The sequence below is a fragment of the Algibacter lectus genome (genome assembly GCF_004368925.1).
In the GTDB taxonomy this organism is placed as follows: Bacteria; Bacteroidota; Bacteroidia; order Flavobacteriales; family Flavobacteriaceae; genus Algibacter; species Algibacter lectus.
Window position 1 is genome coordinate 157,411 of record NZ_SORL01000008.1, and the last position, 25,832, is coordinate 183,242.

Consider the following 25,832-nt stretch of genomic DNA (forward strand, 5'->3'; position numbering starts at 1 on the left):
CTGCTGCTTTTTTCTACCTTTGCGCATCTTTTAAATAGAGCATGCTTAAACTTTTTACAAAGGACTTTTGGGACGTTATTGCTAGAGTTATTTTACGCAATAAAATTATTATACTTGTAGCTATTCTGGCTACAACAATTTTCTTCAGCCAGCAATGGGATAATATGAGGTTTACCTATACCGAGGCAAACTTACTTCCTGACGATCATGAAGTTAATATTATTTACAACGATTTTCTAGATGTTTTTGGAGAAGAGGGTAATTTAATTGTGCTAGGTGTAAAAGATTCTACTCTTTTTACTGTTGAAAAACTCAATGCTTGGAACAACTTAACGGAAAGTTTCAAGAATTCATCAGACGCTGTAGAATCGGTAATTTCCATAAAAGAACTTCAAAAATTAGTAAAAGATACCGAAAATGAAAAGTTCATCTTAGAACCTTTTATAAAAGATTCTATAACTTCAATGGCTCAAATTGAGGTTTTGGAGAACGATCTTTTCAAAAAATATCCATTTTACGATAATTTCTTATTCAACAAAGACACGAAAACAATTCGATCGGCCATTTACATGAACAAGGCTATTGTAAATACTTCGGCTCGAAAAGATTTTGTAATGGATGTTTTAATTCCTAGAGTGGAAGCCTTCGAAGCCAAATACGATTTAGATGTGCGTATCTCCGGTATGCCATACATTAGAACCTTAAACTCAACTAATATTGTTGACGAAATAGGCTTGTTTATTGGAGCAGCTCTACTAGTTACTTCTATAATATTCTTTTTCTTCTTTAGATCTTTCCGTGCCACTTTTATATCCCTTATTGTGGTGTGTATTGGTGTTATGTGGACCTTAGGAATTATTGGTTTATTAAATTATGAAATTACAGTTTTAACAGCTTTAATTCCGCCGTTAATTATTGTTATTGGGATTCCCAATTGTATTTTCCTTATTAACAAATACCAACACGAAGTTAAGCTACATGGTAATAAAGCCAAATCTTTACAACGTGTAATTACCAAAATTGGTAACGCTACTTTAATGACAAACGTTACTACAGCTTGTGGTTTCGCAACATTCATTCTTACGGAAAGTAAGCTACTTAAAGAGTTTGGCTTAGTAGCTTCGCTAAGTATTTTGTCAATTTTTATATTGTGTATTCTTATTATTCCAATTATATATTCATTTCTACCTTATCCAAAAGACCGTCATTTAGAACACCTAAATAAAAGGTGGATTGGTGGTTTTGTAAACTGGATGGAGCGTATGGTAAGACAAAAACGTATTGCCATTTACATTACCTCGGTAATACTACTTGTACTAAGTATTATTGGTGTTTATCAAATAAAAATTTCGGGTAGTTTAATTGAAGATATGCCTCAAGAATCGGAATTTGTTAACGATATCCGTTTCTTTGAAAGTGAGTTCAATGGTATTATGCCATTAGAAATTATGATAGATACTAAGCGCAAAAAAGGCGTTATGAAACTATCGACTCTAAAACGCATGAACGAGCTGGAAGATTTGATTTTAGAAACTCCAGAATTATCAAAACCGATATCTGTAGTAGGGTTAGTTAAATACTCCAAACAAGCTTATTATAATGGTAATACCAAGTTTTATCAGCTACCAACTTCACAAGAAAATAGTTTTATTTTAAGCTATGCTAAAAATTCAACTTCAAGTAATGACTTGCTAAGTAATTTTGTTGATAGCACAGGCCAATACGCACGTATCACCACCTTTATTAAAGATGTTGGTACCGATAGAATGGAACGTATCCAAGAAGATCTTCAAACTAAAATAAATAAAGTTTTTCCTAAAGAACGTTACACAGTAACCATGACTGGGAAGGCTCTAGTTTTCCAAAAAGGAACAAAATATTTGGTTAAAAACTTAGCCATTTCTTTATCATTAGCCATTTTACTTATCGCCTTATTTATGGCATATATGTTCCGTTCGGGAAAAATGATTCTTATTTCATTAATTCCAAACTTACTACCATTAGTAATAACGGCTGGTTTAATGGGGTATTTAGGCGTACCAATAAAACCATCTACCATATTAGTGTTTAGTATTGCTTTTGGTATTTCTGTAGACGATACAATTCACTTCTTAGCAAAATACCGTCAAGAATTGCAAGCCAATAATTGGAAAATTAAAACTTCGGTTTATGGGGCTTTACGCGAAACAGGAGTAAGTATGTTCTACACATCTATTGTGTTATTCTTTGGATTTTCGGTATTTACAATTTCGAGCTTTGGTGGTACAGTAGCGCTTGGTGCTCTAGTTTCTGCAACTCTACTTTTTGCAATGCTTTCTAATTTATTATTACTACCGTCTTTATTACTTTCTTTAGAGCGTAGTATTGCTAATAAAGAAGTGTTACGCGAACCGTCGATTAACATTATCCCTGAAGAAGACGACAAAGAGGAGTTTTAATTACACTTTAAAACAACAATTAGCTATAAATTCAAAATTTTCATAATTTTTAGAATTTATTATTTGAATTTTAAGTACTGAAACCATTATATTTACAGTTCAAAATTAGTTTCTATGCAATCACCTACAGTTTCAGAATTACTATCGCAAAACACTTCTTTACTTGAAGTTGAAATAAAAGGCTGGGTTAGAACCTTTAGAGCAAATCGCTTTATTGCCTTAAATGATGGTTCAACAATAAATAATATACAATGTGTTGTAGATTTTGAAAACTTTGATGAAGCCCTTTTAAAACGCGTAACCACAGGTGCCGCAATACATGTAAAAGGAGAATTAGTAGAAAGCCAAGGTAAAGGTCAAAAAGTTGAAATTCAGGTAAAACATTTAGAAGTTCTAGGAGATTCCGATCCGGAAACCTACCCTATTCAACCTAAAAAACACTCTTTTGAGTTTTTAAGAGAAAATGCTCATTTACGCACCAGAACTAATACGTTTAGTGCTGTAATGCGTTTACGCTCATCATTATCTTTCGCTATCCATAAATATTTTAACGAAAACGGATTTTACTACATGCATGCGCCTATCATTACAGGTAGTGATGCAGAAGGTGCTGGAGAAATGTTTAAAGTCTCTAGTTTAGACAATAAAAATTTACCTTTAACTGAAGATGGCAAAGTAGATTATACTAAAGATTTCTTCGGAAAGGAAACTAACTTAACCGTATCTGGCCAATTAGAAGCTGAAACTTACGCCATGTCGTTAGGTAAAGTATATACTTTTGGACCTACTTTTAGAGCTGAAAACTCTAATACATCAAGACATTTAGCCGAATTCTGGATGATAGAGCCAGAAGTGGCTTTTATGGATTTAGCAGGCAATATGGATCTTGCTGAAGACTTTATGAAATCTGTAATCACTCATGTTTTAGAACATAATCGTGAAGATTTAGAGTTTTTAGAAAAACGTCTATTAGACGAAGAAAAAGTAAAACCTCAAGCTGAACGTAGTGATATGAGTTTAATTGAAAAATTAAACTTTGTAACAGAAAACAACTTCAAACGTGTTAGTTACACGGAAGCTATTGATATTTTAAGAAATTCTAAACCAAATAAAAAGAAGAAATTCAAATATTTAGTTGAAGAATGGGGAATGGATTTACAAAGTGAACATGAACGTTTTTTAGTTGAAAAACACTTTAAATGTCCTGTTATTTTATTTGATTACCCAGCAGATATCAAAGCCTTTTACATGCGTTTAAATGACGATGGTAAAACCGTACGTGCTATGGATATTCTTTTCCCTGGTATTGGCGAAATTGTTGGTGGAGCACAACGTGAAGAGCGTTTAGATATCTTAAAACAAAGAATGGCAGCCATAGACATTCCAGAAGAAGACCTTTGGTGGTACATGGATTTACGTAAATACGGAACAGCTGTACACTCTGGTTTTGGTTTAGGTTTCGAGCGTTTAGTGATGTTTGCAACCGGTATGGGTAATATTAGAGACGTAATTCCTTTTCCAAGAACACCTCAAAACGCAGAGTTTTAATAAAATTTAACTTGATAATTCCGCTTATACTTGGCGATTATTCATGCTTTTATTTATCTTTGATTAGGACTAACTAATCTAAACCTTTGATTTGTTTATTACTTATCATTATATTTAGTTGCCCATTCAATCTTAATAAAAATCATGCTTAAGCAATATTTACAATTTAAACTCTCGCAAAAACTGTCGCCGCAGCAAATTCAGTTAATGAAACTGATACAATTGCCTACGCAAGCTTTTGAGCAACGTTTAAAACAAGAATTAGAAGAAAACCCAGCACTAGAAGGCGGTAAAGAAGAAAACGATAGTGACTACGATTCTGATTTAGATAATTCTGATGATATTAATGATAATGATTCTATAAGTGCAGAAGACATTAATGTTGATGAATACTTAAGTGATGATGAAATTCCAGATTACCGCACCCAAGCCAATAATTACAGTGCCGACGATGAAGAAAAAACGATGCCTTATGCAGCGGGAACTTCATTTACGCAACACTTAATTAATCAATTAAACACCTACAGATTATCGGAAGAAGAACGAGACATTGCCGAATTCTTAGTTGGTAGCGTTGATGAAAGCGGCTATATACGTAGAGAGTTAAGCGATATTATGGACGATTTAGCTTTTACACAAAACGTATACACCGAAGAGGAAAATATTGAAAAGGTTTTAAAAATTGTACATCAATTAGACCCAGCAGGTGTTGGAGCTAGAAACCTTCAAGAGTGTTTAAGTATTCAATTACACCGCAAAGATAAAACACCCGATACAGAATTAGCTATAGACATTATAGATTCTGCTTTCGACCAATTTACCAAAAAGCATTATAAAAAATTACTTCAGAAATTCAATATTACTGAAGAACAATTAAAAGATGCCATAAAAGAAATTGAACATTTAAATCCTAAACCTGGTGGATCTTATGCCGGGAATAACCGTATTGTTGAACACGTAGTACCTGATTTTGCTATTAAAATTGTTGATGGAGAACTTGAGCTTACCTTAAACGGACGTAACGCTCCGGAGCTTCATGTTTCTAGAGAGTACAACAATATGCTTACAGGATACAAGGAATCTAAAGACAAATCGAAATCTCAAAAAGATGCTGTTGTTTTTATAAAACAAAAATTAGATGCAGCAAAATGGTTTATTGAAGCTATAAAACAGCGCCAACAGACCCTATTTGTTACCATGAGTTCAATTATGCATTACCAAAGCGAGTACTTTTTAACTGGTGATGAGCGTAATTTGAAACCCATGATTTTAAAAGATATTGCCGACGAAATTTCAATGGACGTTTCCACAGTTTCACGTGTTGCCAATAGCAAATATGTTGACACACCTTATGGAACAAAACTGATTAAGGAATTCTTTTCGGAATCCATGAAGAATGATCAAGGTGAAGATGTTTCAACTCGCGAAATTAAAAAAATTCTAGAAACGGTAATTGAAGAAGAAAATAAGAAGAAGCCTTTAACAGATGAAACTTTAGCGTCAATTTTAAAAGAAAAAGGATATCCAATTGCTAGAAGAACAGTAGCTAAATATAGAGAACAACTAGATATTCCTGTCGCTCGATTACGTAAAAAAATATAATGGATAAGTTACTTAAGAGCATTTCATATATTTTTCATCCTTTATTGATGCCTATTATTGGCGTGGCATATTATTATTATATCTCGCCGCGTTTTATAGCGGAGCAAATTTTACATGCTAAGCTTATTTCATTATTAATACTTACCATTATACTACCTATTTTAATGTTCTTTTTACTCAGAACTTTAGGAAAGGCGCAAACTATTCATCTTAAAACTACAAGGGAACGTATTTACCCGTTGGCTTTAAATTGCTTTATTACTATTTTAGTAATTAAACGCGTAATAACAGCAACGCAGTCGCTAGAACTGTATTACTTCTTTATTGGTATACTAATTTCGAATATGGCTTGTTTAACGCTCGCTATTTTTAAATTTAAAGCAAGTATACACATGATTGGTATTTCGGGGTTATTCATGTTCTTTATAGCTATAGGCGTGCAGTTTGGTATAAATATTACTGGCACTCTTGCTTTTGTCGCCTTAGCCATGGGTGCTGTAGCTACATCTAGATTACACTTAAATGCGCACACCTCTAAAGAATTGATTTTTGGTTTTTTTGTTGGATTAATTCCGCAGCTATTGCTGATTAATTTCTGGATGTAGATTAATATATACTTGAACCTTCTTTGGTTTTCGAAACAACAATTAATTTACTTTGACGATTTAAGTAACCGACTATGCCTTGATTCTAACCATTCCCCTTCAGATCACTACATTAAACAATTTATATCTCTTATTTGAAGCCCAAGAGAGTTCAAATTACAACACATAAAACATTAAGCCTACTTTAATAGCGTGCATATCCATACTTTCTCCATCAAGCTTAGCCTCCTTAGAAAAGACAGGACTTAAGGCATAGTACAAATGTAAATTCCAAGTATTATACCCGGTGCTTAACGTTAAGCCATATTCAAGCTTATTAAAGTCTGAGATATCAGTGTATTTAAAGCTTCCTAGATCCCCATTATACTTTGCGGCATGCGATAACATATAACTGAACTTAAAACCGGCATAAATACGCCAAAAATCATAGCTGGTAGCTGAAGATGTTCGCCATCTAAACTCTAAAGGCACCTCTATAAAGTTACTAGAAAACCTATTTTTAGTAAATGTATCGGCATCGTCAATTACGCTGTAACTAACTACACCTCCATCATCTTTTTGAATAAGAAGGTTTTGGTTATATGAATTTGCAGAAAGACCAATACCTAAACCAATAGCTTTGTTTCTTGCAGCATTTATTGGCATATCCTTTATAAAACCTAAATGAAACCCTGTAGAAAAGCCACTTTGCTTTACATCGGTTGGTCTTGAACCTAATAAATTATAAGTAACACCAAAATAAAATTGATCTTCTTTATACTTACTATCAACTTCGGTCTCAACAACCTCTTCATTTTGTGAAAAACACAAACAAGAAGTCGCACAAAACAGTATGATGATTACATATTTAATTCTTCTCATTTTGAAAATTATATTATGGTAAGTTACCAATTGCTACTATTATATAAAAGTAAAAGGCGTTTTGAGTATATCAAAACGCCTTTTACTATAAAATTAAGAGTGTAAAATTTACCTTCCAACAACACTACCCTTTTTAGTGGTATAGTTTATTTTTAGAGCATTAACTTTACGAAGTTCTTGTTTAATGTCACCAATTAATCCCATATTAGCATCACTATCAACTTTTAAGGCTGTAGTTAAATATGGTACTAATTCCTCTCTTTTGGAGGCGCGTTCTGCATTAATAAACGCAGCAATTTCTTTAACATCAGCAAACTTGTCATTCAATTGAATTCTTGACTCGTTTCCATATTGTCTATAGTTCTCACTTGGTTTACCAGCATAAATGTACATTACCAAATCTTTTTTATCTAGTTTTTCAACTTGATCAGCAAATGGTAAATTATTTTCAATCATTAAAGTATTTTGCCTCATTACTGTGGCTACCATGAAAAAGAATAATAACATAAATACAATATCTGGTAAAGACGCCGTATTAACCGCAGGCATATCGCCACTTTTTTTCTTTTTAAATTTAGACATGTTTTTATAAATGTTAAATTATTTCTGTACTTCCGATAGCTTTTGAGGATACTCAGCTTTAATCTGATCTATCTTCTTCTTTAAAGCTTCTTTATTCCCCGGCCAGTTTACATCCTTTTGATTTGCTTCCATCTCAACGAATGACATACCGAATTGTGCTTGGGCTCTCGCGTTTCTTAAATCGTTATATGCTGCTACTAATTCATTCTGTACAGCAATATAAGTTTTATAAGTAGTTTCTCTATCATTAGCTAAAGAAATGATCGCTTTGTCTGGATTATCCGAAGACTCAGGATCTCTTGGACCTTTACAATAATCACAAGATTTATCACCGCCATTATCTAAAAAAGCAATGGCTGCTTTACGTAAATCTTTAAGTTGCATCGGTTCATCTTCAACTAATAAATCATCATTCTTATTTACAATAACTGTAAAAATATTTTTTTGCTTAATAACAGGTGGATCTGTTTGTTCTTCCATTGGAGGCAGCTTTCTGTTAATACCAGAATCTGTTTCAATAGTTGTTGTTACTAAGAAAAATATTAATAATAAGAAAGCAATGTCGGCCATTGAGCCTGCATTAACTTCTGGTGCTGCTCTTTTTGCCATAATTTATTTATTTAATATTTTTTTCACACCACCGAATAGCATTGATCCAATTGCTATAACTGCTAAAACATAAAATGCATATAAACCAGCACCTACGTTTTTAGAAATACCTTCGGTAATACCAAGACCTTTGTCATTGAATGGTTGTAGATCTAAATCTGTACCAGATGACAAGCCGTAGCTTATAAAAATGATTGCTAAAAAGGCTCCTACAGACATCAAAGTTTTTTTGATATCTCCAGTAACTAAACCTTTCAAAACAAATATTACAACTAACGCTATTACTAATCCTAGTACAGCATAGGTAATATAAAGTATGTTATCAATCATAGCCTCAGAGCCAGTCATGATCATCAGCGCAAATATAGAGCCAAGAATCGCGAGAGCAAAAGCTACGATTTTTATTATTTTGTGAGTATTCATAATTTTTTCAGTTTTAAATTATTACTTTTTGTGTCTAATCAATAGATCCATTAACGTGATAGAAGCATCTTCCATATCGTTAACAATACTATCAATTTTAGCAATAATGTAATTGTAAAAAATTTGAAGAATAATTGCCACTACTAAACCAAATACTGTTGTTAAAAGTGCTACTTTAATACCACCTGCAACAAGAGAAGGTTGCATATCACCAGCAGCTTCAATTTTATCAAAGGCTTGAATCATACCAATTACCGTACCCATGAAACCAAGCATTGGTGCAAGAGCGATAAATAATGAAATCCAAGATACGTTTTTCTCTAATTGTCCCATTTGAACACCACCGTAAGCTACAACAGCTTTCTCAGCAGCTTCGATACCTTCATCAGTTCTATCTAAACCTTGGTAGTAAATAGATGCGATAGGTCCTTTTGTATTTCTACAAACTTCTTTAGCAGCTTCAACACCACCAGATGCAAGAGCATCTTCTACAGATTGCGTTAATTTTTTAGTGTTTGTAGATGATAAGTTTAAAAAGATAATTCTCTCAATAGCAATTGCTAATCCAAGAATTAAACATAATAATACAATACCCATAAATCCTGGACCACCTTCAATAAAACGTTTTTTCAAATCTTGATGAAAACCAACGTCTGCCGCAGGAGCTTCATCTTCTTGAGTTAAAGTGGTAGTTACAGTCGTTACAGCTGTACTTGTGTTTGCAATTGTTGTTGCATTTGCAGTTCCGAATGCCACCATTACAGTAATGGCAAGGATAGAAAATAATCTTTTCATGATCTAGATCTTAATTTTATTAGTTAAAGTGTTAAAGATATAAAAAAAAAGCAATTAAAAATAAAAAAATTTAAGCAGAGAGGAAGGGATTCGAACCCTCGATACCCTTTTGAGGTATACACACTTTCCAGGCGTGCGCCTTCGACCACTCGGCCACCTCTCTTTTTTTTTAACAGCTTTTATTCTGGGGATGAAATAACAAAAAAAACTTTGAACGCTAAAATTTTAACAGTTAATTTTAAGTCAATTCTCCAACTAAAGATGTTTCATAGGTGGTTTTGAAGCTTTTAGCCTCTACATTTTTTCCTAATAGATACATTAACTTAGCTAGTGCAGCCTCGGTTGTTATGTCTTTTCCGGAGATTACACCTGCTTTTTTTAACATATCACTGGTCTCATAATGCCCCATCATGACACTTCCGCCCGAACATTGGGTAATATTTATAATATGTATGCCTTTTTCAATGATCTTTTTTAACATATTAATGAACCACATTTCGGTAGTACAGTTTCCAGAACCGTAGGTTTCTAAGATAACTGCTTTTAAATTGGGCGTTTTAAAAATATTTTTTAAAACGACTTTAGAAATACCAGGATAGAGTTTAATTAATGCAATATTTTCATCTAAATTCTTATGAACCTCCAAAGCTTTGCTTCCGTTAGGTTGATATAAATGTTTATGGTTTATTTTTAAATGCACACCCGACTCGGCCAAGTCTGGATAATTAAAGGATGCAAATGCCTGAAAATGCTCGGCATTAATTTTGGTTGTTCTATTGGCGCGATATAATTTATATTCAAAATACAAACACACCTCCTTTATTAAAGGTTTACCATCCTCTTGTAAAGATGCCACTTGTATAGATGTAATTAAATTCTCTTTAGCATCGGTACGTAAATCGCCAATAGGCAATTGAGAACCGGTAAATATCACTGGTTTTGCTAGGTTTTCTAGCATAAAACTTAGTGCAGATGCTGTATAACTCATAGTATCACTACCATGAAGTACAACAAAACCATCAAATTCATTATACTTTTCTTCGATAACCTCTGCCATTTGAACCCAATACTTCGGATTCATATTACTAGAGTCAATAGGTTCATCAAAAGAAAACGTTTCGATATTACAATCTAACAACTGCAACTCTGGTATGTTTTTTATAATATTTTTAAAATTGAATACTTTTAGCGCACCGGTTTTAAAGTCTTTTACCATGCCAATGGTGCCACCTGTATATATAAGGAGTATGTTTGGTTTCATAACATTAAACTTTAAAAATGGATTTTGAATTTTCTGTGGTGATTTCAGCCAACGTTTCTTCTGAGATTTGATAAATAGTTGCTAGTTTTTCTAATACCTTTATTATATAGGCACTTTCGTTGCGCTTTCCTCTAAATGGTGTTGGTGCTAAATATGGTGCATCGGTTTCTAAAACAATATGTTTTAAATCTATTTCATTTAAAAACTGATCTATTTTTCCGTTTTTAAAAGTTGAAACACCACCAACACCTAATTTCATATTATAAGAAATAGCCTGATGCGCTTGCTCTAAGCTCCCGGTGAAACAATGGAACACTCCAAATAAATCGTCTCCTTTTTCACTTTCCAAAACTTCAAAAACTTCATCAAAGGCCTCTCTGCAATGTATAACAATGGGTAAACCATATTGTTTTGCTAATTGTATTTGATGCTTAAATGCCACTTTTTGAATATCTAAAGTTGTTTTATCCCAATATAAATCGATGCCAATTTCGCCTACAGCATAAAATTTATGTGTAGCAAGCATGTGCTCTATATGGTCTAACTCCTCTTTGTAGTTTTCCTTTACATGTGTTGGATGCAAACCAGACATTAAAAACATGTTTTCTGGATAATCTTTCTCTAACTGAAGCATCGCTTTAGTATACGTAGAGTCTATAGCTGGTATAAAAAACCTAGTAACACCTTGCTCTATTGCTCGGTTTATCATCTCGCTTCTATCGTCATCAAAAGCTTCACTGTATAAATGGGTATGCGTATCTGTAATAATCATTCTGTAAAAATAATGAAGTATTTAAATTTGCCGAGGTATTTATCAATTAGATTAACAAAAAAGACCTGCAAAGCATAAACTTCACAGGTCTATTGTATTCTAACTTATTTTTAAGCGTTGTTGTTAATCTAATTTATTTAGCAATTTCTGCGCACGCTCATAATCTTCAGCATCTTCAGGTATTGTTTTTAAAATATCTATACATGCCAAAACATCTTCTTGTTTTAATTTACTTAAGGCTAAATACCAAATGGCTTTATTTTTATATGCTGAATTTTCATTAGCGATTTCAGTTAACAATTCATCTGCCTTATCATAATCACTCAACTCAATATTACTAATAGCACTGTATAAGTTTAACTCGGCATTGCTTGGATCTATTTGAATTAACTGGGCAAAAGCTTTTTCCGCGGAAGCGAAATCTTTAGAATTAAAGGCGTTTTCGGCCGTTTTTAATAAATCGTCATTTTCGCCTCTAACTGTTAAACTTATAGTATCGTAATTATTAAAGTCGCCATAAGATGGGTTTGAGAACTCACCAAAAGTAAAAACCCCAAACATTACAATCACACAAGCAGCAATGGCATATTTATAGAATTTGAACGATTTTTTACTCGTTTTTTCTACGGAAACAGCTTCGTCTTTTTGAATAAAATATTTACTTGATATACTTTTTAAATTCTCTTTAAAAGCTTCCGATTCGGTTTCATTCCCAAACTTATCACTTAAATAATGAGACAAATTTTTATAGGTTTGAAACGCTTCCGCGAAAGCGCTATCCGTTTTTAATTTATTCTCGAACACCTCGAGCTCTACTTGATTTAGGCTGCCCGCAAGATATTCTTCAAATTGTATATAATTTTCTTTTTCCATGATGGTTAATTGTTAAACTGGTTAAATTTGGGAGACTCACGAACCAACTCGGTTAGTTTACCAATGCACAACGATTTCTTTTTACGTGCATAGGCGTAGGTTACATTTAAACTTGCTGCAACTTCTTCCATCGATTTTATTTTGAAAGTAGCTTTTAACAAATCTTGACATGCATTACCTAGTTTTTCCAACATTTCGGCAAATAAAGCTTGTTTTTCTCCAAATACCGAGGTTTCAAATGCTAGTTCTTGAGCCTCATCTCCTTTAGATAAAACCTCTTCGTTAATTGTTACCTCTTTATTCGATGTTTTTTTCAAAACATTGAGCCACTTCCGTTTACATAACAAGAAGAAATAAGCATCAAAAGGGCAGGTTAATTTCAAACCTTTTTCGCTTGCTTGGTTATAAATAGTAACCAGTGTGTCTTGCACAACATCCTGAGCCTGATCGCGACTACCACTATTCTGCTTAATATAATTAACCACTTTTGGCACAAATTTATCGTAGATGGCTTGTATAATAAAACTATTGTTTTTTAATAAGCCATCAATATATTTTTGGTCTTCGTGTATTTTTTTTTCACTCATTACCCCTTGTATTTGCTACTAATGTAAAAAAACTTTCAAAAAAAAGGGTAACAATTTTAAAATGGTTTTGATATAAGGGTGTAACAGTCAAATTGACTAACAATTTTAAAACTAATAATAACAACAATAAACATTTAGAACTTATGACAAATTCAATTTTAATTATCGGAACCGTAGTATTATCAATATTAAATATGAATGCTACTAATGAAAAAACAAACCTTAACTCAGCAACAGAAATTTATGCTAACACAGCAAACAATATTGCACAAATTTTTGATTGGGAAGTTAAAACGAACAAAGGGACTTACTCTGGAACAGCTTTAAGTTTTGAAAACGCAAAGCGAATGATTTCTTATTCGAGTAGCGGAGAGGTGGTGAAAAACAAAAAAATTACAAGCTATTTTATGCTAGAAGCCGACTTAAACAACGCTACAAACAGAAATTACTTTTGGGAAGTTAAAACTACAAGCGGAACAGCAAAAGGATACTCATCTAGTGAAGCTTATGCACAAAAAATGATTGCTCTTGTAGCCTCTGGAGATGTTATTGTAGAAAAATTAATAATGAGCCAACCACAACCATAAATTAAAATTAGAACCAAAAACAAGGTAACAAAACAAGTGCCCTGTTTATATAAAAGTGAAGAACATATTAAAACCCAATAATCATGAAAAATTTAAAATACATTTTAGGCGCTTTAGTTATATCAGCTTTAGTTTTTACAAGCTGTTCAACAAAAGAAGAAAACGATACTGAAATTATAATTCCAGCAACCGCTGCCGAGTTTAGAAATATACAAGACGACGCCTTGAAAGGCTTAACACAAACATTTCAGTTTGATGCCGCCGATGGATCGATAACTTTAACTTCAGAAAACGGGGTAGATATTAGCCTCAACACAGCTAATTTAACCTTAAACGGAAACCCTATTACTGGCACCATAGATTTAGAATTTGTTGAATTATTTGACAGAGCCAACATGCTAGTTACCAACAAACCTACTATGGGACTTATGGCAGACGGTAACAAAGCGTTACTAATTTCTGGTGGTGAGTTTTTTATAAATGCCGCACAAAACGGTGCAGATTTACAACTAAATGGCACCATCCAATTAGGGATTCCTGCTAATTTAACGGGAGATATTGATCCAGACATGATTTTATGGGACGGAAATATTGACGACAATGGTGATTTAGTTTGGGAAGAAGCCCAAAATGAAAATGGTGATGAACGTGGTGTATTTGCAGAACACACCAATTACTATGCTTTTATTGGCGACTTTGGTTGGACTAATGTAGATCGTTTTTACAACGACCCAAGAGAAAAAACAACCATTTTAGTTGCTGTTCCAGAAGGTTACGACAACACCAATAGCAGTGTATATTTATCTTACGATGGCGAACCTGCTGCATTAGCAAACTTAGATACTTACGATGCTAGTACAGGGTTATTTAGCGAACATTACGGACAAATTCCTGTTGGATTAGAATGTCATGTTATTTTTGTAAGCGAAGATGCTGGCAACTGGAAATACGCCGTACAAGCCGCAACCATAGTAGAAAATGGCATTATCACTATTACCGAAAGTGAAACTACAACCGTAACACAAGCACAACTTGCAGCTATTATTAACGCACTACCATAACACCTTTTTTGCCCCACTGTGCTCGTCTACTCAAAACGAGACAGACCTAACCTAATTTTTAACCCAGAAACTTTTGTTTCTGGGTTTTTAATTTGAAAAAAAGCCACTTATATAGGGTAACAAAAAGTATTTCTATTTGATATAATAGTATGAAGAAGAATCTCTTTTTAAAAATATTAATAATCTGTATTGTAGTTATACTCTGGGCAAACCTAGTTGTAATCTACACGCACTTTTTTAAGTAAAAAAGACCTTAAAAACACTTTATAATTTTTATCGACATTCTCTTTTGTATATTTATAAGCATATTAACTAAATGGTACTATGAAAAAATACAGCTTCCTACTTTTAACAATAGTCTTCCCTTTATTTATTCTTGGTCAACAACACATTACCGACACCATTACTAGAACCGCTACAATTAAAGCAAACGTTACCAACAACTCCGTTTTATTAACACCAGAAACACCTGCTTTAACACAAATAGCTGGTGCTCCAAAAGCCTTTTACACCCATTACTGGGAAATGGGAGATGGCACATACAGCACAGATCCCGAAGCAAGGCACACCTATAAAAAGAAAGGTGAATATGAAGTAAAACTTTGGGCAACCAATAATTACGACACCGGAAAACCACCAACAACACGTCCAAAAAAAATAAACATCACCTCTATTACCGATGATTATCAAGATGAAGCTTCTATGGAAGACGATTTCACGCTTAAAAGAAATAGAGAGCCAGTTCCTGAAGAAGAAATTGTAACTATTTTAAGCTACAAAAACATAAAAAACTATACTACCAACGGAAAAATATATCTGTTTTATAATGAACATAAATACAAAGCTGATAATTTCGAGTTAACAGAAACTAGACTACATCATAACGAAAAAAACATATCAACCGATGCTTTTGCTTACACCAAAAACGTTGAAAACAATAACACCTATTTAGCATCTTCAAATAGCGAAATCACAAATTTTAGAAATGTAGAACAAGATTCTACCCTAAAAACCAATTTACCACTAACCTTATCAGAAGCTAAATCCATATACAAAAATTGGCGTGTTCTAGAATTCGATAACATGCAACCCGAAGAAGAACGTAATATCTTTTTCAGCTTAAAAACCACACCAGAAATGGTAAAAGATACCAGTGCCATAATTTCTGTTCGTGGTATTTATATTCCTGATGCTAATTACGACAATCATAAAGTGAAAGACATGGAAATGGAAATTGTAACCTCGCACGACCCCAATAAAATGTCGTCTAACGCTACATTTATGAATTACCGTTTGGTGCGTTTTAAAACTTTAAAATATAAAATAAAATTTCAAAATAATGGCGAAGGACCTGCAAATACAATCCGTTTAGAAACTGATATTCCGGACATGTTAGACAAAACGACCTTGAAGGTTCTCGATATGTATCCCAAATGTGAAATATGCCCAAAGCGTGAAGTACTTTACAGTTGCCTCGATACTGCATTCACAAAAACGCAAGCTATTTTCACCTTTAAAAACATTTACTTACCTGGTAGCGAACAGAAAAACGTAAAAGAATACGATTCTACAAAAGGCTTTGTACAATACAGCATAAAATTTGCTAAGGATTTTCATAAAACAAAAACAAAAAGTAAAACGGCTATTATTTTTGATAAAAACGATCCCATAATTACTAATTATTCCACCACTCGATTTTTACCAGGAATATCCATTGGCGCCAAAATGGGTTATAATTCCTTTACTGATTTACGTAATTCCGAAAGTTATTTTATAGGAGCAACACTTTCTCCTTATAAATCGTACAGATTATATTGGCAGGTTGAACTTATGAATAATTTTCATAATTACGATAGTAACATCGAAGTAACAGAAGAGTTTGTAGACGGCCCGCAAGGTTTTCGCTTCTTTCAAAGTACCACAACCGAAACCTCTAACAAAAACATAGATTGGGACGTTCCCGTTTTACTGCGCTACAATTTAAACAACTATATTGGTCTTGGTGCAGGTGTACAAAACACTATATCTGTAAGTGAAAAATCTACTCAAAATACACTTATTGAACAGTTTGACGGTGATACATCTGAAGGTGATCCATTTAACACCTTTACAGAAACTAGCAGCACAAACGAATCTTTCACAAACTTAAGGACCGGTTTATTATTTGAAGCTACAGCTGGTTTTGCGAGAATAGGTCCTAGTGTAGGCGCACGATATATTCTAAATTTTGAAGACGATTTTAACTACTGGCAATTTTATGCTATATGGAAGTTTTAAGTATTACAATCTATAAAAACCAAAACTGCGGTTTTGGATAAATACATGATTTCCAATATAACATGAAAACAATTAGCTTTCTTCTTTTTCTTATAACGTCACTTAGCTTCTCTCAAAATTTAGAGGAAACTATTTATTTAGCTGCAGAAACTTTTATTGAAGCTCCTAGCAGCAATACACTTAGAATTTTAAATAAAAAAGAAGAAACCTTTAAGCGGCAAGTAAAATCGAAAGATGAACAGTTGGCTCTTGTATTTTTACAGACGCACAAAGGCTTTTACTTATTTCAAGAATCGGAATTATCAAAAGCAATTTCTACTTACGAAGATGCTTTAAAACGCTATAATAGTAACGAACTCTCTCTAATTTCAGATTTTGATATTATTGAAAACTGCTTAAACCCACTCGGTACGTTATACACCAAAACTAGCGATTTCACCAATGCTTTAAACACCATAAACCAATATATATATTTAGCTAAAAACAACAAAAATAGTTCGCACCAAATAAGTGGCTTTATTAATTTAGCTAAATTATATTACACTTTAAGCAAACATGAAACAGCAATAAGCACAGTGGAAGAAGGCTTAAAAATCAAACCTATTACCGAATTACAAAAAACACGACTACTTCAAATAAAAACAGAATGTCTTGCTGCTTTAAATCAATTCAACAATACTTCAATCAAAGATAGCGACAGAAATAATTATTTATTTCATCTGAAAAATAAAAGTTTTAAACAGGCCTTTATAGCTTTTTCATCATATAAGAAAAACCAATTAAAGCAAGGTGCTACAAAACGTAAAATAGCCCAACTAGATATTGAAGAAGCCCAACTGCACTACCTTTTAAAACAACCAAACGAAGCCATAAAAAGCTTGCACGTTGCAATAAAAACGTTATTACCAACACACAACAGCAATAACTTACCGAATAAAAATCAATTATTTGCCGACAATACCTTTATTGATATTTTCGATATGTATGCTGAAATTGAAACAAACCCAAAAATAACTCTAGAAAGTTTAGACCTAAGCTTTTATGTTTCTAAATTAATGCAAAATGGTTGGACCTCTCAAGAAACTAAGATATTAAACGAAACAAACAACCGCATACGAAGCGAAAAAAGCATAGACATTCTTTATGACACCTACGCTAAAACAAAAAACAAAACACTTTTAAAAACAGCACTCGAATATGCCGAAAACAGCAAGTCTTCGGTATTAAAAACTATATTTTTAAAGAAAAAACGCTTACAACATTTTCCTAATGACAGCTTACTCATAGAAGAGTTTCAACTTTTAAAAACTCAAGAACAGCTTACAAGTTTATTAGTAAAAGAAGATTTATCAGCTTCACAAATTAACAATTTAAGTAGTAAACTTAGTAGCATTAGTATTCAATTAAAAAAACTTAATTCAAAGATTTCAAAAAAACACCCAAACACTAATAAACCTTTTAATTTCAACAATTTAACATCTAAATTAAAAAAAGACAACGCCGTATTAATCGAATATTTTTATGGAAAAAATAGCATTTATCAATTTATAATTTCAGAGCAAGACATAAATTTAAATCGTATCCATTTCACCTTAGACATTAAGCAACAAGTTTCTAATTTCATCAACTTATTTAACAAGGCTTCAACCATAAATAATGATATTCAAAATTACACAACACAAGCTTTTGAGGTTTACAAGCTATTAAATCTTGACAAGGCTCCTTCAAGCAAAAACATAATTATAATTCCCGACGGTCTAATCAACTTTATCCCTTTCGAGGCTTTATTAACAAACAAGACTAAAACAACATTGTATTCTAAAATGCCTTTTTTAATCAAAAAGCAAAACGTAGTCTACAACAGTAGCACTGTTGTATATTTAAATGAAAGCATAAAGCAAAACACGAATACCGTTTTAGGTTTTTTTCCGGTTTTTGAAAATGAAACTCAAGCATTAACCTATTCTGTTAAAGAATCTGAAGCCATTGAAAAACACATGTCTTCAAAACTATTCATGAAAGCGAAAGCTAGTAAAAGTAACTTCTTCACAAACGCTCCAAACTACAATGTTATACACCTATCAACACATGCGAGCAGTGGCGATTTTGTAACCTCATCAAACTTATCCTTTTTTGATGACACCTTATTTTTAAATGAGCTTTATAGTTTAGATTTAAACCCTAATCTAGTCGTTTTAAGCGCCTGCGAAACGGGTATTGGCAAATTATACAAAGGCGAAGGCGCCATGAGCATAGCTCGCGGATTTCAATATGCAGGAGCTCAAAATATTTTGTTTTCACTTTGGCAAATAAACGATTTATCTACGGCTCAAATTATGGAGTCTTTTTACAAAAACTACAGTACATCACAATCTGCATATACCGCCAACCAAGCCTCTAAAATAAGTTATATTAAAAACGAGTCGATTAATAATTCTAAAAAATCGCCATATTATTGGAGTGCTTTTGTTTATTACGGCGACCTTACGGAAGTTAAATCGCAAAACTTCACAATTTATGTTTGCATTGGTATATTTATTGTACTGTTTATAGTACTTTTAGCAATGAAATTAAAGCGTAAATGACAACAAACCTCCAAGAATTTCTTTTAAATAAGGGTTACACTAAAGTAAAACTGCATTTAACGAAAACAAATCATTTTGAAATAAAAGCGTCCATTAATGGTAAAAAAGGTTTGTTTATTCTAGATACTGGAGCTTCCAGCTCTTGTGTTGGTTTTGAAGCTATTGAAACCTTTAATCTTAATGCCGAAGACTCACTAATTAAAGCTGCAGGTGCAGGAGCAACAGACATGGAAACCAAAATGTCTAAAAAAAACAAAGTAAAAATCGGCAAATGGAGCAACAACAAAGTTGTTTTAGTTCTATTCAACTTATCTCACGTAAATACAGCTCTTATAAATCATAATGCAAAACCGGTAGACGGTATCATTGGTGCCGATATTTTGAAAAAAGGAAAAGGCATTATTGATTATGAAAAGAAATACTTGTATTTAAAGTTATAATTATTTAAATTACTTCGATATAGCAATTAACCTCTTCCTAGCAAATAAATAATGAACACAAATATCGTCATAGCAGATGATCATCCGTTAATGCTGCGTGGTCTTACCGATTTTTTAACCAACAAAGGGTTTAATATTATTGGAAGCGCCGAAGATGGTAAAGCGGCATATAATTTAATTATAAAATTAGAGCCAGAAATTGCCATTCTTGATATTAGAATGCCCTTTAAAACAGGTTTAGAAATTGCTGAAGCCTGTAAAAAACACAATCTTCCCACCAAAATTATACTAATTACTTTTGATAAAGAAGAAGAAGTTTACGATCAAGCCATTCAATCTGGGGTATACGGATATATTTTAAAGGAATTTGCTGTTGAAGAAATTGAAACCTGTATTCAACACGTACTAGACGGAAAACGCTATTTTAGTGAAGAAATAGCATCTTACCTAAACCACAATAACAACGCGAGACCAAAGAATTTAGGGCTTTTAACTAAATCTGAATTAAGAATAGTACGATTAATATCGGAAAGCAAAACAAGCCAAATCATTGCTGAAGAGCTTTCTATTTCTGTAAGAACGGTAGATAAACACCGTAGCAATATAGTTTCTAAATTAAATTTGGATAAAAAACCAACATCTCTTGCCATTTGGGCAACCGTTAACAAAGAATTTTTATAAAAATAAGTAGAAGTGCGTATTTTTTCTTACGCAAATATAGTATATCTTTACAGTGCTATTAATTAGTTCTTAGGGAGAATTAAAAAAAGACTCTAAATCGTTATGATTTAGGGTTTTTTGCTTTTTACTACTTTCCAAAATATGGAAAAAACTTGCTTTGCATTCAACATCTTCTGCATTATAAAAATACGTACAATTGCGTATTTTTTTTTTCGAACCTGTAACATACCTTTACGGTGCTATTAATTACCAACAAATCCAGCGCAAGTCCAACCCTTAAAATTCTAGACAAATGCTTAAAGATCAAATCATGGAAGAAAAAAGCAACCCTGTAAATAAACTAGCACTCGCTGTTGTTTTTATTTTGGCTGTTATAATTGTATCGTTTAACTTATATATGTTGTTGTCTTAGTCTCTCTCAAATAAAACGACTAAAACAAATAAAAAAAGGGTGTTTCATAGATATGAAACACCCTTTTTAGCAATTAAAAATTATTATTTCCTAAAGCTCTAAAGCCTTTTTAACATCATTATTCATCAATAATTCAGTTGGGTTTTCTAAAGCTTCTTTTACAGCAACTAAGAATCCTACACTTTCCTTACCATCAATAATTCTATGATCGTAAGATAAAGCTACGTACATTATTGGACGGATTACAACTTGACCGTCGATTGCCACAGGACGCTCTACAATGTTATGCATTCCTAAAATTCCACTTTGCGGTGGGTTAATAATTGGCGTAGATAACATACTACCAAATACACCACCATTGGTGATTGTAAATGTACCACCTGTCATTTCATCAACTGTAATCTGACCGTCTCTTGCACGTAGTGCTAAACGTTTTACTTCAGACTCTACACCTCTAAATGATAAGTTTTCAGCATTACGAATTACTGGCACCATTAAACCTTTTGGTCCTGATACAGCTATACTAATATCGCAAAAATCGTATGATAACATTTCTTTACCATCCATCATTGAATTTACTGCTGGATACATCTCTAAAGCTCTAACAACTGCTAAAGTAAAGAAACTCATAAATCCTAAACCAACACCATGCTTTGCTTTAAACGTTTCTTTATACTCAGAACGTAATGCAAAAATAGGAGACATATCAACCTCGTTAAACGTGGTTAACATAGCTGTTGTATTTTTAACCTCAACTAAACGCTCTGCTACTTTTCTACGTAACATAGACATTTTACTTCTTGAAGTACCACGACTACCACCGGTTGGTGTTCCCATAGAAGGCACTGCGTTTACAGCATCTTCTTTGGTAATACGACCCGCTTTACCAGTACCTGAAACAGATGCAGCATCAATTCCTTTTTCAGCTAATACTTTTTTAGCAGCAGGACTTGCAGAACCTGTTGCATAAGTTTTAGCTTCAGCAGCTTTTGGTGCTTCTGCTTTTGGTGCTTCCACCTTAGCTTCTGCTTTTGGTGCTTCACCACCTGCTGGTTTTTCTGCACTTGTATCAATTAAACAAACTACAGCTCCAACTTCTACAGCGTCACCTTCTTCCGCTTTAAGCGTAATAATTCCGCTAACTTCTGCTGGTAATTCTAAGGTTGCTTTATCACTATCAACTTCTGCAATAGCTTGGTCTTTTTCAACGTAATCGCCGTCTTCAACTAACCAAGTCGCTATTTCTACTTCTGTGATAGATTCGCCTGGTGAAGGCACTTTCATTTCTAAAATCATTCTTTATAATTTTAATGGTATATGAATTTTATTCTTTTTATTTAATTTCCGAAAACCTCATCGATTACACGACGTTGCCTTCTTTTATCTCTAGTACTAGATCCTGGTGCTGGTACAGAATTAAATGGACGTGATATTACTTCTAACTTCACTAAATCCATGCGCTGTGCCATATGGCTCCAAGCTCCCATATTTCTTGGCTCTTCTTGTGCCCAAATATAATTTTCTACATTTGGATACTTGTCTATTACACTTTGTATTTTTTCTAAATGAAGTGGGAATAATTGCTCTATCCTTACTAAAGCAACATCTTCATTTCCTAATTCTTCTCTTTCAGCTAATAAATCGTAATAAAATTTACCTGTACAGAATACTAATTTCTTAACATTTGTTGGATTAATAGTATCGTCGATTACTTCTTCAAACTGACCAGAAGCTAAGTCTGATAAACTAGACACTGCTTTTGGATGGCGTAATAAACTCTTTGGAGTGAAAACAATTAATGGTTTTCTATAGTTACGTTTCATTTGACGACGTAACAAGTGATACATATTACCTGGCGTTGTACAGTCTGCAACAATCATATTATCCATTCCACATAACTGTAAGTAACGCTCTATTCTTGCCGATGAATGCTCAGAACCTTGCCCCTCGTAACCATGCGGTAATAATACAACAATACCGTTTTGTGATTTCCATTTATCTTCCGCAGCCGATAAATATTGATCGAATATAATTTGAGCACCATTACTAAAATCTCCAAATTGAGCTTCCCAAATGGTTAATGTATTTGGGTTTGCCATGGCATAACCATAATCGAAACCTAACACACCATATTCTGATAAAAAGGAATTGTAAATATCCATTTTACCTTTATTTTCAGGATTTGTATTTAGTAAGTTAATACGTTCTTCTGAAATTTCATCGCGCAAAATAGCATGACGGTGACTAAATGTACCACGCTCTACATCTTGCCCAGAAATACGAACATTGAATCCTTCTTCAAGCAAACTTCCGTAAGCTAAAGTTTCTGCCATACCCCAATCTAAGGTATCGGTTTCAAAAACCATTTTTTCACGTCCGGCAAGTATACGTTCAGCTTTACGTAAAAACTTAACACCTTTAGGAACTGTTGAAACAATTTTAGAAATCTCTTCTAACTTTTCTTTTGGATAGCCAGTATCTTCAGAAATAAGCATAGATTTTTCATCTTGACGTTCAAAATCTGTCCAGCGTTCTTGCATAAACTCACGAACTATAGAAGATTTAGCTTCTTTAGCTTTAGTATACTCTGCTTCTAAAGTCTCTTTAAAATCAGAAATAATACCATCTACATAAGCTTGATCAATTGTTTTTTCAGCAATTAATTTATCCGCATAAATTTTAAACGGGTTAGCGTGCTTAGCTATTTCTTTATATAATTTAGGCTGTGTAAATCTTGGTTCATCACCTTCATTATGGCCATATTTTCTATACCCTAATAAATCGATATAAACATCTTTCTTATATCTCATTCTGTATTCTAATGCCATTTCTACGGCATGAACAACAGCTTCTGCATCATCAGCATTTACGTGTAAAACTGGAGATAAAGTGACTTTAGCAACGTCTGTACAATAGGTACTAGAACGTGCATCTAAGTAATTAGTTGTAAACCCAATTTGGTTATTTACAACAATATGTACAGTTCCTCCGGTTTTGTACCCTGCTAACTGACTCATTTGTGCTACCTCATAAGCAATACCTTGCCCAGCAATAGCAGCATCACCATGTACTATAATTGGTAATATTTTAGAATCATCACCATCGTAATCCGTATCAATTTTTGCTCTTGTAATCCCTTCTGCTACTGGAGCAACGGTTTCTAAGTGCGATGGGTTTGGCACCAAATTCATCTTGATATCCTTACCGTTTTGGTAAGTTTTATCGAGTGTTAACCCTAAATGATACTTTACATCACCATCAATATCCATATCTTCAAAATCTTTACCATCAAACTCACTAAAAAGTTCGTGCAAAGGTTTTCTAAAAATATTAACCAATGTATTTAGACGACCACGGTGAGCCATACCTAATACACATTCTTTAACACCATATTTTTCTACGGCATAAAAAAGCACATTACTTATAGCAGGAATTAAAGATTCTCCTCCTTCTAACGAAAAACGCTTTTGCCCAACATATTTAGTTTGCAAAAAGTTTTCGAAAGTAACCGCTTGGTTTAATTTTGAAAGTATATATTTTTTTGTTTCAGCCGAAAAATTTGGTTGATTATCATTTCTGTTAAGTTGTCCTTGCCACCAAGCAATAACTTCTGGGTTACGCAAGTACATATACTCTACACCAATAGAACTACAATATATATTGTCTAGGTGTATAATAATTTCACGAAGTGTTCTAGTACCAATACCTAAAATTTCTCCGGCAGTAAAAACGGTATCTAAATCGTTTGCGTTAAGTCCGAAATTCGAGATTTCTAGAGTTGGTGAATAGGTACGACGATCACGTACTGGGTTTGTTTTAGTAAACAAATGCCCACGCATTCTGTAGCCATCAATAAGTCTTACAACTTGAAACTCTTTTTGAAGTTGTTCTGGCACATCTACCGAGACACCTCCTGTTGTTTCCCCGTCTAATTCCGAGTATTCGCTACCAAAATCATAACCTTGAAAAAAGGCTCTCCAGCTCGGTTCTACCGAATCTGGGTTTTGCAAATATTGATCGTATAAGTCAGCAAAATATGCTGTGTGTGCTGTATTTAAAAATGAAAATTTATCCATTGCTATTTTTAATCCCTTGTAGGTTAGTCAAAATATTTTTCAAAAATACAACTTTTAGTAAAATTAGAGGTTTCTTTAACTATATTTATGGCAAATAATGTTCATTTCACGAATATGGCAGTGAAAACTGTTAAATTATTAATCATTTCTAATTCTTATGAAACTTTTTTTCCCAATTAACAAAGCAGTTATTGTTTTTTCAATATTTTTTATATCTCTGGTTAACCAATCTAATTCTCAAAATTTCAAAAGCGATTTTTGGGAGCATGTAAGATATGGAGGAGGTATTGGTTTAAATTTCGGAGACGGATTTTTCAGTGGTACTTTAGCTCCAAATGCAGTTTACGAGTTTAACAACTCCTTTTCTTTAGGTATAGGTGTAAATGGTACGTACAACAGTCAGAAAAATGTTTATAAATCTACTATTTTAGGAGGAAGTTTAATAGGTTTTTATAACCCAATTAACGAAATTCAACTATCTGCCGAGTTCGAGCACCTTAATGTAAACCGCAGGTATAATGTAAATTTAGATATCCCGAACGATAATTATTGGATTCCTGCCTTATATTTTGGAGCCGGTTATAGAAATGGCAACGTAACTTTTGGTATTCGTTACGATGTATTGTACGACCAAGATAAAAGTATATATTCTGAAGCCTGGGCCCCATTTGTACGGTTTTACTTCTAAAAACAGACACACTTATTACATGTTCTAATCCTTTACTTATAAAACTGACTTTTGTCATATTTTACGAGT

At 33.2% G+C, this 25,832-nt stretch carries 22 protein-coding genes and 1 tRNA gene; 11 read left to right on the plus strand and 12 right to left on the minus strand.

The genetic code is table 11. The annotated features are described in order from the left end of the window. Positions 1–41 precede the first annotated feature (41 nt). The 4 genes from DFQ06_RS09150 (at position 42) to DFQ06_RS09165 (ending at position 6,193) form a co-directional block, all read left to right on the plus strand. Entirely contained in the window at positions 42–2,438 is a 2,397-nt protein-coding gene (locus DFQ06_RS09150) for an efflux RND transporter permease subunit (RefSeq protein ID WP_042502559.1), read from the plus strand. A gap of 114 nt (positions 2,439–2,552) precedes the next feature. Further along, positions 2,553–3,986 carry an asparagine--tRNA ligase gene (asnS, locus tag DFQ06_RS09155; protein ID WP_074936953.1) on the plus strand — a complete coding sequence of 478 codons (1,434 nt, stop codon included), beginning with the start codon at positions 2,553–2,555 and terminating at the stop codon, positions 3,984–3,986. Positions 3,987–4,130: 144 nt separating this feature from the next. Continuing rightward, positions 4,131–5,588 carry an RNA polymerase factor sigma-54 gene (gene rpoN / locus DFQ06_RS09160; protein WP_042496551.1) on the plus strand — a complete coding sequence of 486 codons (1,458 nt, stop codon included), beginning with the start codon at positions 4,131–4,133 and terminating at the stop codon, positions 5,586–5,588. Next, positions 5,588–6,193 (plus strand): hypothetical protein, encoded by a 606-nt coding sequence (locus tag DFQ06_RS09165; RefSeq protein WP_042502555.1) that lies wholly within the window; start codon positions 5,588–5,590, stop codon positions 6,191–6,193. Before rpoN ends, DFQ06_RS09165 begins: the two co-directional genes overlap by 1 nt. Positions 6,194–6,349: 156 nt before the next feature. Here the strand turns inward: DFQ06_RS09165 and DFQ06_RS09170 are convergent, their stop codons facing one another. The 10 genes from DFQ06_RS09170 to DFQ06_RS09215 form a co-directional block, all read right to left on the minus strand. Continuing rightward, on the minus strand, positions 6,350–7,054 hold the full coding sequence (locus tag DFQ06_RS09170; RefSeq protein WP_042502553.1) for a porin family protein: 705 nt from the start codon (positions 7,052–7,054) through the stop codon (positions 6,350–6,352). 108 nt (positions 7,055–7,162) lie between these two features. After that, a complete protein-coding gene (locus tag DFQ06_RS09175; protein ID WP_042502551.1) occupies positions 7,163–7,636 on the minus strand; it encodes an ExbD/TolR family protein in 474 nt (157 codons plus the stop codon). 18 nt (positions 7,637–7,654) lie between these two features. Beyond that, positions 7,655–8,245 (minus strand): ExbD/TolR family protein, encoded by a 591-nt coding sequence (locus DFQ06_RS09180; protein WP_042502548.1) that lies wholly within the window; start codon positions 8,243–8,245, stop codon positions 7,655–7,657. Positions 8,246–8,248: 3 nt separating this feature from the next. Then, positions 8,249–8,668 carry a hypothetical protein gene (locus DFQ06_RS09185; protein ID WP_042496547.1) on the minus strand — a complete coding sequence of 140 codons (420 nt, stop codon included), beginning with the start codon at positions 8,666–8,668 and terminating at the stop codon, positions 8,249–8,251. 21 nt (positions 8,669–8,689) lie between these two features. Continuing rightward, positions 8,690–9,463, minus strand: coding sequence for a MotA/TolQ/ExbB proton channel family protein (locus tag DFQ06_RS09190; protein ID WP_042496544.1), 774 nt, complete (start codon positions 9,461–9,463; stop codon positions 8,690–8,692). Positions 9,464–9,538: 75 nt separating this feature from the next. Further along, positions 9,539–9,626, minus strand: a tRNA-Ser gene (locus DFQ06_RS09195). Between the two features lie 75 nt (positions 9,627–9,701). Beyond that, positions 9,702–10,724, minus strand: a complete 1,023-nt coding sequence (locus DFQ06_RS09200; RefSeq protein ID WP_133967363.1) for an asparaginase — start codon at positions 10,722–10,724, stop codon at positions 9,702–9,704. Positions 10,725–10,728: 4 nt separating this feature from the next. Continuing rightward, complete coding sequence (locus DFQ06_RS09205) at positions 10,729–11,496, minus strand: TatD family hydrolase (protein WP_042496538.1); 768 nt, start codon at positions 11,494–11,496, stop codon at positions 10,729–10,731. A 123-nt stretch (positions 11,497–11,619) separates the two neighbouring features. Next, entirely contained in the window at positions 11,620–12,369 is a 750-nt protein-coding gene (locus DFQ06_RS09210; RefSeq protein ID WP_042502546.1) for a tetratricopeptide repeat protein, read from the minus strand. Between the two features lie 5 nt (positions 12,370–12,374). Beyond that, positions 12,375–12,956, minus strand: a complete 582-nt coding sequence (locus tag DFQ06_RS09215; RefSeq protein ID WP_133967365.1) for an RNA polymerase sigma factor — start codon at positions 12,954–12,956, stop codon at positions 12,375–12,377. 143 nt (positions 12,957–13,099) lie between these two features. Between DFQ06_RS09215 and DFQ06_RS09220 the strand changes: the two genes are divergently transcribed. The 6 genes from DFQ06_RS09220 to DFQ06_RS09245 all read left to right on the plus strand — a co-directional run bounded on the left by DFQ06_RS09220 (position 13,100) and on the right by DFQ06_RS09245 (position 20,587). Further along, positions 13,100–13,543, plus strand: coding sequence for a hypothetical protein (locus tag DFQ06_RS09220; protein ID WP_133967367.1), 444 nt, complete (start codon positions 13,100–13,102; stop codon positions 13,541–13,543). 83 nt (positions 13,544–13,626) lie between these two features. Then, on the plus strand, positions 13,627–14,604 hold the full coding sequence (locus DFQ06_RS09225) for a hypothetical protein (RefSeq protein WP_133967370.1): 978 nt from the start codon (positions 13,627–13,629) through the stop codon (positions 14,602–14,604). A gap of 324 nt (positions 14,605–14,928) precedes the next feature. After that, complete coding sequence (locus DFQ06_RS09230; protein ID WP_133967372.1) at positions 14,929–16,881, plus strand: DUF7849 domain-containing protein; 1,953 nt, start codon at positions 14,929–14,931, stop codon at positions 16,879–16,881. A gap of 62 nt (positions 16,882–16,943) precedes the next feature. After that, positions 16,944–19,466 (plus strand): CHAT domain-containing protein, encoded by a 2,523-nt coding sequence (locus DFQ06_RS09235; protein ID WP_133967374.1) that lies wholly within the window; start codon positions 16,944–16,946, stop codon positions 19,464–19,466. After that, positions 19,463–19,906, plus strand: coding sequence for a retropepsin-like aspartic protease (locus DFQ06_RS09240; RefSeq protein ID WP_074936931.1), 444 nt, complete (start codon positions 19,463–19,465; stop codon positions 19,904–19,906). Before DFQ06_RS09235 ends, DFQ06_RS09240 begins: the two co-directional genes overlap by 4 nt. A gap of 51 nt (positions 19,907–19,957) precedes the next feature. Beyond that, positions 19,958–20,587 (plus strand): response regulator, encoded by a 630-nt coding sequence (locus DFQ06_RS09245; protein ID WP_042502537.1) that lies wholly within the window; start codon positions 19,958–19,960, stop codon positions 20,585–20,587. 502 nt (positions 20,588–21,089) lie between these two features. Here DFQ06_RS09245 and odhB read toward each other — a convergent pair. Both odhB and DFQ06_RS09255 read right to left on the minus strand, forming a co-directional pair. Continuing rightward, positions 21,090–22,295 (minus strand): 2-oxoglutarate dehydrogenase complex dihydrolipoyllysine-residue succinyltransferase, encoded by a 1,206-nt coding sequence (gene odhB / locus DFQ06_RS09250; protein ID WP_042496515.1) that lies wholly within the window; start codon positions 22,293–22,295, stop codon positions 21,090–21,092. 41 nt (positions 22,296–22,336) lie between these two features. Continuing rightward, the gene (locus DFQ06_RS09255) at positions 22,337–25,075 is read right to left on the minus strand and encodes a 2-oxoglutarate dehydrogenase E1 component (protein WP_042496513.1); all 2,739 of its coding nucleotides are present in this window, start codon (positions 25,073–25,075) and stop codon (positions 22,337–22,339) included. Positions 25,076–25,232: 157 nt separating this feature from the next. On the opposite strand from DFQ06_RS09255, the gene DFQ06_RS09260 reads away from it, so the two are divergent. Then, positions 25,233–25,763 (plus strand): alpha-ketoglutarate decarboxylase, encoded by a 531-nt coding sequence (locus DFQ06_RS09260; protein ID WP_133967376.1) that lies wholly within the window; start codon positions 25,233–25,235, stop codon positions 25,761–25,763. The last annotated feature ends 69 nt before the right edge of the window (positions 25,764–25,832 follow it).